The sequence below is a fragment of the Bradyrhizobium sp. F1.4.3 genome, assembly GCF_040548375.1.
Lineage (GTDB): Bacteria > Pseudomonadota > Alphaproteobacteria > Rhizobiales > Xanthobacteraceae > Bradyrhizobium.
In genome coordinates, this window is sequence record NZ_JBEPRN010000003.1 from 356,471 (window position 1) to 370,409 (window position 13,939).

Here is a 13,939-nt window from a genome sequence, read left to right on the forward strand (position 1 = left end):
AAGCGTAGCGTGCCCACCATCCACGTTCAACAACGCGGATCGATGGTGGGCACGGCGCGCGAAGAGCGCGCCTTCGCCCACCCTACGAAGTCACGGCCTACAATCTTCGCAGCGCCACGCTCTCCACCACGTGGTCGGCGCCCTTCTTCAAGATGAGCGTCGCGCGGGGGCGGGTGGGCAAAATGTTGTCCTCGAGATTGGCGAGGTTGGTGCGCTCCCAGATCGCGGTCGCGGTGGCGGTGGCTTCCTCGTCGGACAACAGCGCGTAGCGGTTGAAGTAGGACTTTGGGTTGGTGAACGCGGTGTCGCGCAGTGCCAGGAAGCGCTTGATATACCACCGCCGCAGTGCCGCCTCGTCGGCATCGATATAGACCGAGAAGTCGAAGAAGTCGGAGACGACCGGCACCGCCTTGCCGTCGCGCGGTAGCTTGCCGGTTTGCAGCACGTTGACGCCCTCGACGATCAAGATGTCGGGCTGGTCGATCTCGGCCCACTGGTTCGGTACGATGTCATAGGTCAGATGCGAATAGACCGGCGCGCGCACATGACGGCGGCCGGCCTTGATATCGGACAGGAAACTGAGCAGCAGCGGCAGATCGTAGCTCTCGGGAAAACCCTTCTTCTGCATGATGCCTTGCCGATCGAGCACGGCGTTGGGATAGAGAAATCCGTCGGTGGTGATCAGTTCGACCTTCGGACGCGGCGACCAGCGCGCCAGCAATGCCTGGAGCACGCGGGCGGTGGTGGATTTTCCGACCGCGACCGAACCGGCGACACCGATGATGTAGGGCATCTTGCGGTCGCGGATGTTGAGGAACTGGCGCTCCGCGTAATACAGCCGCTGCATCGCATCGACATAGATCGACAGCAATCGCGACAGCGGAAGATAAATGTCCTCGACCTCCTGCAAGTCGAGGCGATCGTGCAGCGAGCGCAGCCGGTCGAATTCGCCCGGCTCCAGCGTCATCGGTGTGTCGTCGCGCAACCGCGACCACTGCTCGCGCGTATAAACGCGGTACGGATTGTACTGCTGCTCGGGTGCGCGGATATCCATGACGCCGCCTTTCCGTTTTCGCCTCAGCTAGCTGCTGCCCTTGCGCGACGCCTTCTCTTCCAACCCGGACATCGTCGTCCGCTTGTCCAGCGCCGCCTCGACCTCGTCCAGTTTTATCCCGCGCGCCTTGAGCAGCACAAGGAAGTGGTAGAGCAGGTCGGCGCCTTCAGCGATCAGATGCTCGCGATCGTTTTCGACTGCTGCGATTACGGTTTCGACTGCTTCCTCACCGAACTTCTTGGCGCAATGTTCGGCGCCCTTGTCCAGGAGCTTGCGGGTATAGGAGCCCTCGCCGCCGGCCGCGGCGCGGGCGTCGATGGTTGCGGCCAGATCGTGGATCGTGAAACGCGGCATACCGGATACTCAAAACGCCCAGCCGAAAAGCCGGCTCCGCCGACTGATGTAGCATTTTTATGAACGGGAGTCGTCAGGCATCCAGGCGCATGGGTAGCCCGCGCCGGGCCATGTGCTCCTTGGCTTCGCGGATGGTGAATTCCCCGAAGTGGAAGATCGAGGCGGCCAGCACCGCGGTGGCGCGCCCGTCGCGGATACCGTCGACGAGGTGGTCGAGATTGCCGACTCCGCCCGAGGCAATCACGGGAACGGGAACGCTGTCGGCAATGGCCCGGGTCAGCGGGATGTCAAAGCCCTGCCTTGTGCCGTCGCGGTCCATCGAGGTGAGCAAAATTTCACCGGCGCCGAGCGAGACCACTTCCTGGGCATATTCGATGGCATCGATCCCGGTCGAATTGCGGCCGCCATGGGTAAAGATCTCCCAGCGCTCGGAGCCGCCGCCGCGCTTGACCCGCTTGGCGTCGATCGCAACCACCACGCACTGCTCACCGAACTTTTCGGCGGCTTCCTTGACGAATTCGCGCCGCGACACCGCGGCGCTGTTGATCGAGACCTTGTCGGCGCCGGCGCGCAGCAACGTCTTGATATCGTCGACCTTGCGGACGCCGCCGCCGACGGTCACCGGCATGAAGCAGGCCTCCGCCGTGCGCCGGACCACGTCCAGCATGATGCCGCGGTTCTCATGGGTCGCGGTGATGTCGAGGAAGCAGAGCTCGTCGGCGCCGGCGGCGTCATAGGCGATCGCCGCTTCGACGGGATCGCCGGCATCACGGAGGTCGACGAAGTTGACGCCTTTCACGACCCGGCCGTCCTTGACGTCGAGGCAGGGGATCACGCGCACCTTGAACATCAAAATCTCCTAGGCGGCGTTGCGGATCAAGGTGAGGGCAGCAGCGGGATCGAGGCGGCCATCGTAAAGCGCGCGGCCAGCGATCGCGCCGGCGAGCTTTTTGGCGCGCAGCGTCAGCATTGCCTTGACGTCCTCGATCGAAGCCAGGCCGCCGGAGGCGATGACGGGGATGGAGATGGCATCGGCCAGTGCGATGGTCGCATCGAGGTTCAGGCCCTTGAGCAGGCCATCGCGCGCGATATCAGTGAAGATGATGGCGGCGACGCCGGCATCCTCGAACCGCTGCGCGATTTCCAGGACGGTCACCTGCGAGGTCTCGGCCCAGCCTTCGACCGCGACCTTGCCGTCACGGGCGTCGAGCCCGACCGCGACGCGGCCGGGGAATTTCTTCGCGGCGGTCTTCACCAGCTCCGGATCGCGCACTGCGGCGGTGCCGATGATGACGCGGCTGATGCCCTTGGCGAGCCAGGCTTCAACGGTGGCCAGATCGCGGATGCCGCCGCCGAGCTGCACCGGGATCTTGATCGTCTTCAGCATGCCCTCGACGGCCTCCGCGTTCACCGGCTTGCCGGCAAAGGCACCGTCGAGGTCGACGACGTGGAGATACTCAAAGCCCTGCGTAACAAAGCTCTGCGCCTGCGCCACGGGATCGAGGTTGAACACGGTCGCGCGCGCCATGTCGCCTTGCTCGAGGCGCACGCATTGGCCGTTCTTGAGGTCGATGGCGGGGAAGAGAATCACGGCTTCCATCTCAAAAAGTTCGAGATCAGGGCCAGCCCGAAACGCTGGCTCTTCTCGGGGTGAAATTGCGTGCCGATGGCGGTGTCTTTCGCGACGATGGCCGTGACCGGCCCGCCGTAATCGGCGCGCGCGAGCACGTCCGCCTCATTGGCAGCGTTGAGGTGGTAGGAGTGCACGAAATAGGCGTGCTGGCCCTTGGGGCCGAGTGGCAATCTCTCCAGCACCGGGTGCTCGCGCAGCACGTCGAGGGTGTTCCAGCCCATGTGCGGGATCTTCAGGCTCTCGTCGCGCGGCGCGATCTTCTCGACGTCGCCGCCGATCCAGTTCAGCCCTTGCGTGATGACGTGCTCCTTGCCGCGGGTGGCGAACAGCTGCATGCCGACGCAGATGCCGAACATCGGCCGCGCCTTCACGCGAACCGCTTCGGTGATCGCCTCGACCATGCCATTGACGGCATCGAGCCCGCGCCGGCAGTCGGCGAATGCACCGACGCCCGGCAGCACCAGACGATCGGCACCATAGGCCTGGTCCGGATCGCTGGTGACGAAGACCTTTTGCGGATTCTCCATGCTGCGCGCGGCGCGCTCGAACGCCTTGGCGGCGGAATGCAGATTGCCGGAACCGTAATCGATGATGGCGACGCTCATCTTGACCCTCCCGGTTCTGGAAACAATCCAATGATGCCACCCGCCGGCAGCGGCGGCGGGTTCGAGAATTGCTGACCCGGCACGTTGCGGGTTGGCGGCGGGCCGCCGCGATCGACGGCCCATTGGTCGTTGACGATGCCGCGCTGCTTTTGGCTCCAGCGCTCGAAGAAGCGGCGCTCGGCGGTATCCTTGTCGTCAGCGACGACGACGTCGAGCTGGCGCCAGTTGCCGCGCGACAGCGTCCAGCGGCGCAGGCTCGAGGCCTCAAAACCCATCAAGAGCGCGACGATGGTATTGGCGAAGAAGATCGAGGCGCGACCGACACCAAGGCTGGACAGCCCGGCATCGAACGCAGCGACAAAGACCACCCAGCCGATCAGCGCCAGCCAGAGCCTGTTCCAGAGCAGCCAGAGCGGGCCGAACACCATCGCCCAGAAATGGAAGCCGTCGCGCACGAACACGAATTTGTCGGTCGCGCGCAGGTCGGTCCCGCCGGGGGTGGGAGCATGAACTGTGTAGACAGGCATGGTGATGCCCCGTTTTCGAGAATCCAGTGATGCCGCCGGCGGCGTTCGGCCCCCAAGACGGAGATGTCAGCCGCCGAGCGAGCCCTTGGTGGAGGGCACTTCGCCCGCCGCCCGTGGATCGATCGTGACCGCCGCCCGCAGCGCCCGCGCCAGACCCTTGAAGCAGGATTCGGCGATATGGTGGCTGTTATCGCCATATAGGGTCTCGACGTGGAGAGTCACGCCGGCATTCATGGCGAAGGCCTGGAACCACTCGCGCACCAGCTCGGTGTCGAACTCACCGATCTTGTCGCGGGGGAAGTCGACCTTGAACACCAGGACCGGGCGGCCCGAGATGTCGATGACGATTCGCGACAGCGTCTCGTCCATGGGCATGTGCACGTCGGCATAGCGGGTGATGCCCGCCATGGTGCCGAGCGCCTGCTTGACGGCCTGGCCGAGCGCGATGCCGGTGTCTTCGGTGGTATGGTGATGATCAATGTGCAAATCGCCCACCGCCTTGACCGTGAGGTCGATGCGGGAATGGCGGGCGAGGAGATCGAGCATATGGTCGAAAAAGCCGATGCCGGTCGCGATTTTGGACACGCCGGATCCATCGAGGTTCACGGTGACCTCGATGTCGGTCTCCTTGGTCTTGCGCTTGATCGTCGCGGTGCGCATCAAAATGAGCTTTCGTTCAGGTCCCGGGCCGAAAACGCCGGTCTTTTAACAGCCCAATGACGTCTTCGCTACTGCGGGATCGCCCTGCCAGGGCGGCACTTCCACCTATGGTGAGCGAAAATTGGGGCCGGAGCGGCCCGTTGTGTCCCAGCCCCCGACCGCCTAAATCAGGCCGGACAACGAGGTATATCATGCAGGATTCCCAGAACAGCCTGCCGGTCTGGCACGGCACCACGATTTTGACGGTCCGCAAGGGCGGCAAGGTGGTGGTCGGCGGCGACGGCCAGGTCTCGATCGGCCAGACCGTGATCAAGTCCAACGCCAGGAAGGTCCGCAAGCTCGGCAAGGGCGACGTCATCGGCGGCTTTGCCGGTGCCACCGCCGACGCCTTCACACTCTTTGAGCGGTTGGAAGCCAAACTCGAGCAATATCCGGGGCAATTGACCCGGGCCGCGGTCGAGCTCGCCAAGGACTGGCGCACCGACCGCTATCTGCGGCGGCTGGAGGCCATGATGATCGTGGCCGACAAGGACGTCTCTCTGGTCCTGACCGGCACCGGCGACGTGCTGGAGCCCGAGGCTGGCGTCATGGCGATCGGCTCCGGCGGCAACTATGCCTTGGCCGCGGCGCGCGCCCTGCTCGACACCGACAAGGACGCCGAGACCATCGTCCGCCGCTCGCTCGATATCGCCGCCGACATCTGCGTCTACACCAACCGCAACGTCACCATCGAAGCCCTGTCGGCCGGCTAGTGGATGGCCTTGGCCCGCAGCACCAGCCCGACCCAACCCGCGCTTCATCCACTCGCATGGGTCGGCGTCGCGCTGTTGTTGCTGGCGCTGCAGGCCTCGATCCTGTTCGCGATGGGGCGGGTGCCAATCTGCACCTGCGGCACCATCAAGCTCTGGCATGGCGTGGTGAACAGCTCGGAGAATTCCCAGCACATCGCCGACTGGTACAGTTTCTCGCACGTGCTTCACGGCTTCCTGTTCTACGGATTGACCTGGCTGCTGTTCTCGCGGCTGCCCCTGTCCTGGGCAGCGCGGCTGATCATCGCCATGTTGATCGAAGGCGCCTGGGAGATCGTCGAGAATTCGCCGTTCATCATCGAGCGCTACCGCGCCGGCACGATCTCGCTGGATTATTACGGCGACAGCATCGTCAATTCGATCTCGGACACGCTGTTCATGGTGCTGGGGTTCCTCACCGCACGCGTGCTGCCGATCCCGGCGACGGTCGTGATCGGGCTCGCCTTCGAGATCATGCTGGCGCTTCACATTCGCGACAATCTGACGCTGAATATTCTGATGCTGGTCCATCCGATCGACGCCGTGAAACAGTGGCAATCAGGTCCGCCGATCATCTGACGGCCAAAAAAGCGGCTTGTCCCGGCCGGCATCTGACCCTAGCTAAGGTCCCATGACAGACTTCTCTCCCCGCGAAATCGTTTCCGAACTCGATCGTTACATCGTCGGCCAGGCTGACGCCAAGCGCGCGGTCTCGATCGCGTTGCGCAACCGCTGGCGCCGGCAGCAGCTCGAAGGTTCCTTGCGCGAGGAAGTGCTGCCGAAAAACATCTTGATGATCGGTCCGACCGGCGTCGGCAAGACGGAAATCGCGCGGCGCCTCGCCAAGCTCGCGAATGCGCCGTTCCTGAAGGTCGAGGCGACGAAATTCACCGAGGTCGGTTATGTCGGCCGCGACGTCGAGCAGATCGTGCGCGACCTCGTCGAGGTCGCGATCGCCCAGGTGCGCGAGCGCAAGCGCAAGGACGTGCAGGCGCGCGCCCAGCTCGCCGCCGAGGAGCGCGTGCTCGACGCGCTGGTTGGCGCCAATGCCAGTGCCGCGACGCGGGATTCCTTCCGCAAGAAGTTGCGCGCCGGCGAACTGAACGACAAGGAAATCGAGATCGAGACGCAGTCTTCCGGCAGCGGCTTTCCGATGTTCGAGATCCCGGGCATGCCGGGCGCGCAGATGGGCGCGGTTTCGATCGGCGACATCTTTGGCAAGCTTGGCGGCCGCAGCAAGACGCGGCGGCTGACGGTGGAGAGCTCGCACGAGATCCTCGTCAACGAGGAATCCGACAAGCTCTTGGACACCGATCAGTTGACGCTGGAGGCGATCAACGCAGTCGAGAACAACGGCATCGTGTTTCTCGACGAAATCGACAAGATCTGCGTGCGCGACGGCCGGGTCGGCGGCGACGTCTCGCGCGAAGGCGTGCAGCGCGATCTGCTGCCGCTGATCGAGGGCACCACGGTCTCGACCAAGCATGGCGCGGTGAAGACCGACCACATCCTGTTCATCGCCTCCGGCGCCTTTCACATCGCAAAGCCGTCCGACCTTCTGCCGGAATTGCAGGGCCGGCTGCCGATCCGCGTCGAGTTGCAGGCCCTGACCCGCGACGACATGCGGCGGATCCTCACCGAGCCTGAGGCGTCGCTGATCAAGCAATATATCGCGCTGCTGCAGACCGAGGGCGTCACGCTCGACATCACCGACAGTGCCATCGACGCGCTCGCCGACGTCGCGGTCGCCGTCAATTCGACCGTCGAGAACATCGGCGCGCGGCGGCTGCAGACCGTGATGGAGCGGGTGCTGGACGAAATCTCCTTCGCCGCCCCCGACCGTAACGGCGACACCATCCGGGTTGATGCGGATTACGTGCAGAAGCACGTCGGCGACCTCGCCAAGAACGCCGATCTGAGCCGGTTTATTTTGTAATTTCGGGCTGCCGCGCTATCAATTCCGCTGTCGTCCCGGCCTAGTGCGCAATTGCGCACGGGGGGCCGGGACCCATAACCACCAGCGGTTATTGTTGGAAAAGATAGCGGCCCCGGCTTTGGATCAAAACGAACATTCGTGGCTATGGGTCCCGGCGTTCGCCGGGACGACAGCGGAGTTTTGTGCGCGTCGAGTGCCACATGCTCGCTAACGTCATGCAAAACCCCTGGCGCATCCTGCTCACGATCAACGCCGCCATCATCGCCGGCGTGTTCGTCCACAAGATCCAGCTGCCGCCTTACGTCCCGTACATCCACCTCCTCGTCGACTACCATTTCGGCTTCATCAAGCGCGCGTTGATCGGGGCGATCGTTGCGCTGTTCACCGCCAAGGTGCCGGTATGGTCAGTGTTCGCGATCGGCGGCGTCACCTGGCTGGTGACGCTGGGATTGTACGCAAAACTGTTTCAGAAGACGTTCGGCTTCGCCGGGAGGACGCTGCCGCTGTTCGTCTTCATCGCGGGCTCGCCGTTCTTCCTCAAAAACTTCATGCATACGCTCGGCCATTTCGACATCTATGGCTGTGCGCTCGCAATCATCCTGCTGCTGATGCCGGCGGGCTCACTCCTGTTTGTGGCAACGGCTGCGCTGTTCTCGATCATTCTCGTGCTGATCCACCACATCCATCTGCTGATGTATGTGCCGACGGTCATCACCATTGTCGTGACCAGGCACTATCTCGCTTACGGCTGCAATCGCAGCAACGTTGCATTCGGCCTCGCCGCCTTCGCCGTCGTCACTGCGCTGTTCTTCGCAGCGCAATTCCTGGGAACGATGCCGGTCCCGGAAGCGGATTTCGTGGCGTATCTGAAAAGCCGGATGGCCGATCCTTCGCGCACCGATCTGCTGCAGTTCGCCTATATCTGGTACCAGCCGCTGTCGCAGGAGGTTTCAGACACCTGGGGGCGTCTGCCGCACAACATCCTTGGCCTGCCCGTCTTCGCCCTGCTGATCTGGCTGCACACGCCGCTGTGGCGCTATTTTGCCGGTCTGATTCGCGCGCTCGAAAGCGACATGCACCGTCGCCTCGTGATCGCGGCGTTGATCGGCGTCAGCCTCGCTTATCTCGTGATGTTTGTCATGGTGTTCGACTATTCGCGCTGGATCTCGAACTGGGCGGTCTGCATGTTCCTGATCCTGCATGCCGTGAAGATGCTGCCGGCCGCGCGGGATACGCCACTGATTCCGGCCGAGGATCGCAACACGAATATCTTCGGCCTGATCCTCACGCTGATCCCGCGCGTCGGCATCGTCCGCCCGTTCTAAAATCTCGCCCGCCTGATCCGCACATAGAGTGCGCCCTCGCCGCCATGCCCAATCCCGGCCTCTTCAAAGCCGACCACGAAGGCACGGAATTCCGGCAGGCTCAGCCATTCCGGCACCTGGCGGCGGAGCACGCCGCTTTCGCCGCCGCTGCGGCCCTTGCCGGTGATGACCAGCACGAAGGTCAGACCGTCGTGATGGGCGCGGTGGAGGAAGCCGGTCAGGGCGCGATGAGCGCGCATCTGGGTCATGCCATGCAGATCAAGCCGCGCCTCGATCTCGCTGCGGCCGCGCGACAGTTTTGTCCGCTCGCGCTTGCCGAGCGGTGCCAGAGGCGGCACAGACGGCCTCGCTGCACGCGGTGCCGGCGCAGCAGCAACAGGCCTTGTCGATGGCGCCGGCCTTTTGACCAGGGCAGCGGGCGGGGGCTCGGCACTCGGCGCGGCGTGCACCTTCGGCGCGCGATGCTTCCTGAGCGGCTTGACCTGCTTTACGACGAGGTCCCACAGCTCGCGATCTTCCTCGCTGAGCGCACGTCGGCGCGGCGAGGGACGAGGCTCCAGCACGGGCGGACGGGACGATCGTTTCATTGCCGATGGGGATGACTTTTCGCGGGCCGGCGCGGCTCGCGGACAGGCTCTATCACGGGACGCGGCGCCGGCAGCGGGACCGGGCTGGCGACGGCGACCGTCTCGCCCTTGCCTGGCGCCGTGGCTGCGGCGGGAGCCGCCGGCTTAGCCGAATCCTTGGCTGAATCCGTCTGCGGAAACAGCTTTGCGATCTTTTCCGACGGCCGCGGATCGGGCACCGGCAGCTTTTGGCCGCGTGCCATGGGATCGAGGCTCTTCGGCGCCAGCATCACGAAGTGCATGGGGTGACGCAGCCGCCCCGAGACGCGGCCGGCGTCCTGGCCTGCGCCGAAATAGAGATCGGCACGCGCCGGGCCGATGATGGCCGAGCCGGTATCCTGCGCGATCATCAGGCGGTGGAACGGCGTCTTGGAGCGTTCGGAATCGATCGGCAGCTCGCCCTCGATGAAGAACGGCGTGCCGTAGACATGCAGCGATTTGTCGACCGCGATCGAGCGGCCCGCCGTCAGCGGAATGCCTTGCGCACCCACCGCCTCGTCCTTGTCGGACAGGTTGACCTCGCGGAAGAAGATGTAGGAGCGGTTCTGCCGCCGCAGTTCCTTGGCACCGTCAGGATTCTGCGTCATCCACTCCCTGATCTTCTGCATCGACATCTCCTCCTTCGGGATGATGCCACGCTCGATCAGGATGCGCCCCACGGCCGTGTAGGGATAGCCGTTATAGGCGTCGTAATTGAGCCGGACGGTGGTGCCGTCATCGAACTTGATCCGCGCCGAGCCCTGGATCTGGGCAAACAACAGATCGGTCGGATCCTTCAGCCAGGCGATCTCAAGCCCGCGGCCGGCGATCTTGCCATCCTCGATCTCGCCGCGGTCGTAATAGGGCACGAGCTTGCGGCGGCCGATCTTGCGATAGACCGGCCCCTTGTTGGGCAGGCTGACCGAGTCCTGCTTGTAACCGCGCACAAACAGGTTCGAGGGGCGGCGATAGACCGGAACGTTGTAGACGTCGGTCTGCGTGTGCGAGCCATCGAGCACCGGCTCGTAATAGCCGGTGACGAAACCATCGGGCTCGCCGAGGCGCGAGATCCGCAGCGGCGAAAAGTTTTCCTCGAAGAAGGCCTTCGCCCTGGCGTCGTCGGTGAGATCGAGCGATTTGACGATCCGGCAAGGTTCGCTCAGCGATGCGCCCAGTGCTTTCGGCTCGACCGCGCCGGTCTGCGCATTGATCGAACGGCAGCTCGCGCGAAAGGTCTTGTAGGCTGCGAGATGATCGTCATCGCTCCAGCCCTTCACGTCCGCCCAGGCCAGCGGAAGATATTGCGCGCCGGGAATCTCGAAGGGGAGTGGGAGCTGGGGATAGGGCAGGGCTCGCGGTGGGGTCGCAGCCAATTCCGGAAGATGGTGGTGATGGCTGCGATAGTGCCGCCGCGCCGCCTCGGCGCCGAGCGAGAACGACGACAGCACAACGGCACCCGCGCACAGCGCCGTCACGCCATTCCTGAGGACAAGTTTAATTCGCGCTTCCGGTGCCAACCAGCTTCCAGTTCGGATCGCGAGAGGTGATGTCGCGGGCGAAAGTCCAGATGTCGGTGATGTCAGCGACCGTGTCGGCGCTGCCGTCGACGATGTTGCCGGCCTTGTCGCGGGTGGCCGAGATCATCTGCGAGACAAAACGTATGGTGAGCTGTGCCGTGCGGTCACGCAGCTCGGCGCCGGCGAGTTCGGCCTTGTCGATCGAGACGAAGCGCGTCTCGGTCTTCTGCTCGTTCTTCTCGCGCTCCTTGATCGCGGCGTCGAAGCTCTCATAGACCTCCGACGACAGCAGGTCGCGCAGCGCGCGGCGGTCGCCATTGGCAAAGGCCAGCACGATCATCTCATAGGCGCCGCGGGCACCGGAGATGAAATGGCGCGGGTCGAAGGTGGAATCCTTGTCGACGATGGCATCCAGGCCCTGGGCCAGCGCAGTGCCCGGCTCGGTCAGGCCCTTCCAGCGGTCGGAGGGCGGGGCCGGCTCGGCCGTCGGCGCCAGCGGAGCCTGGTCGATCACCTTGCCCGGCATGGTCACGACGTTCTTGTCCGGGGCACCCTGGAGCGCGTTGCGGGCGGTGCGGTCGAACGGCGGCCGCTCACTGCCCGTCCGCTGCCCCAGCACGCTGCGCAGCCGCAGGAAAATGAAGACCGCCAGCGCCAGGAAGATGATGGTGTAGATGTCCACGTGGTGTTCGCTTTCTGGTCTTCTCTAGAAGGGGCCGTCGCCGGGGAAAATCGATCCGGCCAGTAGACCGTTCCATACCGGAACGGCAAGACTCCATCACCATTTTAGGACCGGCTCCACAGACCGGCATCGGATCTGTCGGATGTAGGCACGAAATCTTGCCCGGCCAATGGCGCCTTTTGGCACAGCGTGAAGTGTAGCGCGTTTTATGCTTAAGGGGAAACCCGATCCTCCCCGGAAATCGCGCATCTTCAATCGTTTAACGTGCGATTTCGTGTCCGGGGCGGGTTGGACGTCACAGTTGTGGGCACGACCCGGATCGACCATCCGGAGCCGTTCGTCCTTGTGGAATGAGGCGGCCCTATGTTAGCCAACCGCCGCGAAATTCAGCCCCAATCGGGTAAGGAGAGACTCTTATGACCAACGGCAACGGCACCCCTCCCGAGGCGGCCCAGGCTCCCCAGCTCAACGTACTGGCGCAATATACCAAGGACCTCTCGTTCGAAAATCCGAACGCGCCGACCTCGCTCCAGCAGCAGGGCCAGCCGCCCCAGATCAACATCCAGATCAACGTCAGCGCCAACAACCTCAGCGAAACTGAGTTCGAGGTGACCTTGTCGGTCGAGGGCAAGGCCGAGACCGCAGGCAAGGTGATGTTCTCGTTCGAGCTCGCTTATGCCGGCGTGTTCCGGATCGCCAACGTGCCGAAGGAGAATTTGCATCCGCTGGTCATGATCGAGTGCCCGCGGCTGTTGTTCCCGTTCGCGCGCGAGATCATCGCAACCGCCGTTCGCGACGGCGGGTTCCCGCCGCTGATGCTGGATCCGGTCGATTTCGTCGGTCTCTATCGCCAGAACATGGAGCGGCAAATGGCCGCCGGTGGTCAGGCCGGCCAGGCCTAACCAGCCGGATTAGCGGCAGCTGGAACGGGAAGGAACTCGTTCCAGATCGCCTTGTCGCCGAGCGTTGCGATGAAGGCCCGGTGGGCCTCGCGCTCCGCGTCCGAAATCCGCGGCGCGAGCGGCACCGACCGCTGCCGCCGCGGCGCTTCGCCAGCGGCATTGAGGCGAATCTCCTCGGCTTCCGAAGCCAGGAGCAGCTGCGACTGCCGTGCTCCGACCAGATCGACATAGACTTCCGCGAGCAGCTCGGCGTCGAGCAGCGCGCCGTGCTTGGTGCGGTGGGAATTATCGATCGCGTAGCGCGAGCAGAGATCGTCGAGCCGGTTGGACACGCCGGGATGCTTGCGCCGCGCCAGCAGCAGCGTGTCGACCAGCCGCTCACGCGGGACCGCCGCGCGCTTGATCCGGTCGAGCTCGGCATTGATGAAGCTGATGTCGAACGAGGCGTTGTGGATCACCAGCGGCGCGTCGCCGATGAACTCCAGAAACTCGTCGACGACCTCGTGGAACAGCGGCTTCGTCGCCAGGAATTCGGCCGACAGCCCGTGCACCGCAAACGCTTCCGCGGGCATGTCCCGCTCGGGATTGATGTAGCAGTGAAAGCTCTGCCCCGTCGGCATGCGATTAAAAATCTCGACGCAGCCGATTTCGACCAGACGATCGCCGCGCAGGGGATCGAGGCCGGTGGTTTCGGTGTCGAGGACGATTTCGCGCATGATCCAGGAAGCCGTGTGACGTGGCGAATCAGGCTCGCCGCTTCGGCATCTTAACGACCTCGGCCAGGATGTGCGTGATTTGCGCACGCACGGGTTCAAGTCCGTGTGACGTATCCACTACGAAATCGGCTCGCTTGCGCTTTTCGGCGTCGGGCGTCTGCTTGGCGATGATGGCGTCGAGCTTCGCCTCGTCCATGGTGCCACGCGCCAGCACGCGCTCGCGCTGAAGTTCCTCCGAGGTCGACACCACGACCACGGCATCGACGCGCTTCTCGCCGCCGGTCTCGAACAGCAGCGGGATGTCCAGGACCACGACCGGCGCGTTGGCGGCTTGTGCATCGGCAAAGAATTTTTGCCGGGAGGCGCCGAGCATCGGATGGACGATCTGCTCGAGCTGCTTGATCGCGGCGGGATCGTGCACCACGCGCGCCGACAGTTTTGGCCGGTCGACCTTGCCGTTCAAGGTTGTGCCGGGAAAGGCGGCTTCAATCGCCGGCGCCGCCTCTCCCTCATAGAGTTGATGGACAGCGGCATCGGCGTCGTAGACAGGGACGCCTGCCTCCGCGAACAGCTTTGCGGTGGTGGATTTGCCCATCCCGATCGAGCCGGTCAGTCCCAAAATCCGCATCAGCGCA

Annotated in this window: 17 protein-coding genes; 5 read left to right on the forward strand and 12 right to left on the reverse strand. The window is 64.0% G+C overall.

All coding sequences use genetic code 11. The features are described from left to right. Window positions 1-97: 97 nt before the first annotated feature. From coaA to hisB, 7 genes are all read right to left on the reverse strand, one after another. The gene (gene coaA, locus ABIB73_RS13705; RefSeq protein ID WP_354224859.1) at window positions 98-1,054 is read right to left on the reverse strand and encodes a type I pantothenate kinase; all 957 of its coding nucleotides are present in this window, start codon (window positions 1,052-1,054) and stop codon (window positions 98-100) included. A gap of 27 nt (window positions 1,055-1,081) precedes the next feature. Then, window positions 1,082-1,408, reverse strand: coding sequence for a phosphoribosyl-ATP diphosphatase (locus tag ABIB73_RS13710; protein WP_354224861.1), 327 nt, complete (start codon window positions 1,406-1,408; stop codon window positions 1,082-1,084). A gap of 73 nt (window positions 1,409-1,481) precedes the next feature. After that, window positions 1,482-2,258, reverse strand: a complete 777-nt coding sequence (gene hisF, locus ABIB73_RS13715) for an imidazole glycerol phosphate synthase subunit HisF (protein ID WP_354224863.1) — start codon at window positions 2,256-2,258, stop codon at window positions 1,482-1,484. A 9-nt stretch (window positions 2,259-2,267) separates the two neighbouring features. Beyond that, window positions 2,268-2,999, reverse strand: coding sequence for a 1-(5-phosphoribosyl)-5-[(5-phosphoribosylamino)methylideneamino]imidazole-4-carboxamide isomerase (gene hisA, locus ABIB73_RS13720; protein ID WP_354224865.1), 732 nt, complete (start codon window positions 2,997-2,999; stop codon window positions 2,268-2,270). Next, complete coding sequence (gene hisH, locus ABIB73_RS13725; protein ID WP_354224867.1) at window positions 2,996-3,646, reverse strand: imidazole glycerol phosphate synthase subunit HisH; 651 nt, start codon at window positions 3,644-3,646, stop codon at window positions 2,996-2,998. Before hisH ends, hisA begins: the two co-directional genes overlap by 4 nt. Continuing rightward, window positions 3,643-4,173: a DUF2628 domain-containing protein gene (locus ABIB73_RS13730; protein WP_354224869.1), complete on the reverse strand. Its 531-nt coding sequence runs from the start codon at window positions 4,171-4,173 to the stop codon at window positions 3,643-3,645. Before ABIB73_RS13730 ends, hisH begins: the two co-directional genes overlap by 4 nt. Before the next feature lie 66 nt (window positions 4,174-4,239). Beyond that, window positions 4,240-4,833, reverse strand: a complete 594-nt coding sequence (hisB, locus tag ABIB73_RS13735; RefSeq protein ID WP_354224871.1) for an imidazoleglycerol-phosphate dehydratase HisB — start codon at window positions 4,831-4,833, stop codon at window positions 4,240-4,242. 191 nt (window positions 4,834-5,024) lie between these two features. Between hisB and hslV the strand changes: the two genes are divergently transcribed. The 4 genes from hslV (at window position 5,025) to ABIB73_RS13755 (ending at window position 8,882) form a co-directional block, all read left to right on the forward strand. Further along, a complete protein-coding gene (gene hslV, locus ABIB73_RS13740; protein WP_354224872.1) occupies window positions 5,025-5,585 on the forward strand; it encodes an ATP-dependent protease subunit HslV in 561 nt (186 codons plus the stop codon). A gap of 3 nt (window positions 5,586-5,588) precedes the next feature. Then, window positions 5,589-6,200 (forward strand): DUF2585 domain-containing protein, encoded by a 612-nt coding sequence (locus ABIB73_RS13745; RefSeq protein ID WP_354224873.1) that lies wholly within the window; start codon window positions 5,589-5,591, stop codon window positions 6,198-6,200. A 52-nt stretch (window positions 6,201-6,252) separates the two neighbouring features. Continuing rightward, on the forward strand, window positions 6,253-7,557 hold the full coding sequence (hslU, locus tag ABIB73_RS13750) for an ATP-dependent protease ATPase subunit HslU (RefSeq protein WP_354224874.1): 1,305 nt from the start codon (window positions 6,253-6,255) through the stop codon (window positions 7,555-7,557). A 200-nt stretch (window positions 7,558-7,757) separates the two neighbouring features. Then, complete coding sequence (locus ABIB73_RS13755) at window positions 7,758-8,882, forward strand: hypothetical protein (RefSeq protein ID WP_354224875.1); 1,125 nt, start codon at window positions 7,758-7,760, stop codon at window positions 8,880-8,882. Here the strand turns inward: ABIB73_RS13755 and ABIB73_RS13760 are convergent. The 3 genes from ABIB73_RS13760 to ABIB73_RS13770 are packed head-to-tail and all read right to left on the reverse strand — an operon-like array spanning window position 8,879 to window position 11,686. After that, window positions 8,879-9,469: a Smr/MutS family protein gene (locus ABIB73_RS13760; protein ID WP_354224876.1), complete on the reverse strand. Its 591-nt coding sequence runs from the start codon at window positions 9,467-9,469 to the stop codon at window positions 8,879-8,881. The two genes, ABIB73_RS13755 and ABIB73_RS13760, sit on opposite strands and share 4 nt — an antisense overlap. Beyond that, a complete protein-coding gene (gene mltA / locus ABIB73_RS13765) occupies window positions 9,466-11,004 on the reverse strand; it encodes a murein transglycosylase A (protein ID WP_354224877.1) in 1,539 nt (512 codons plus the stop codon). The genes ABIB73_RS13760 and mltA overlap by 4 nt, the downstream gene beginning before the upstream one ends. After that, entirely contained in the window at window positions 10,982-11,686 is a 705-nt protein-coding gene (locus ABIB73_RS13770; protein ID WP_354224878.1) for a Tim44/TimA family putative adaptor protein, read from the reverse strand. The genes mltA and ABIB73_RS13770 overlap by 23 nt, the downstream gene beginning before the upstream one ends. A gap of 416 nt (window positions 11,687-12,102) precedes the next feature. Between ABIB73_RS13770 and secB the strand changes: the two genes are divergently transcribed. Further along, window positions 12,103-12,588: a protein-export chaperone SecB gene (gene secB, locus ABIB73_RS13775; RefSeq protein WP_354224879.1), complete on the forward strand. Its 486-nt coding sequence runs from the start codon at window positions 12,103-12,105 to the stop codon at window positions 12,586-12,588. Here the strand turns inward: secB and dnaQ are convergent. Next, window positions 12,585-13,304, reverse strand: a complete 720-nt coding sequence (dnaQ, locus tag ABIB73_RS13780; protein ID WP_354224880.1) for a DNA polymerase III subunit epsilon — start codon at window positions 13,302-13,304, stop codon at window positions 12,585-12,587. The two genes, secB and dnaQ, sit on opposite strands and share 4 nt — an antisense overlap. A 28-nt stretch (window positions 13,305-13,332) precedes the next feature. Then, complete coding sequence (coaE, locus tag ABIB73_RS13785) at window positions 13,333-13,932, reverse strand: dephospho-CoA kinase (protein ID WP_354224975.1); 600 nt, start codon at window positions 13,930-13,932, stop codon at window positions 13,333-13,335. Window positions 13,933-13,939 lie beyond the last annotated feature (7 nt).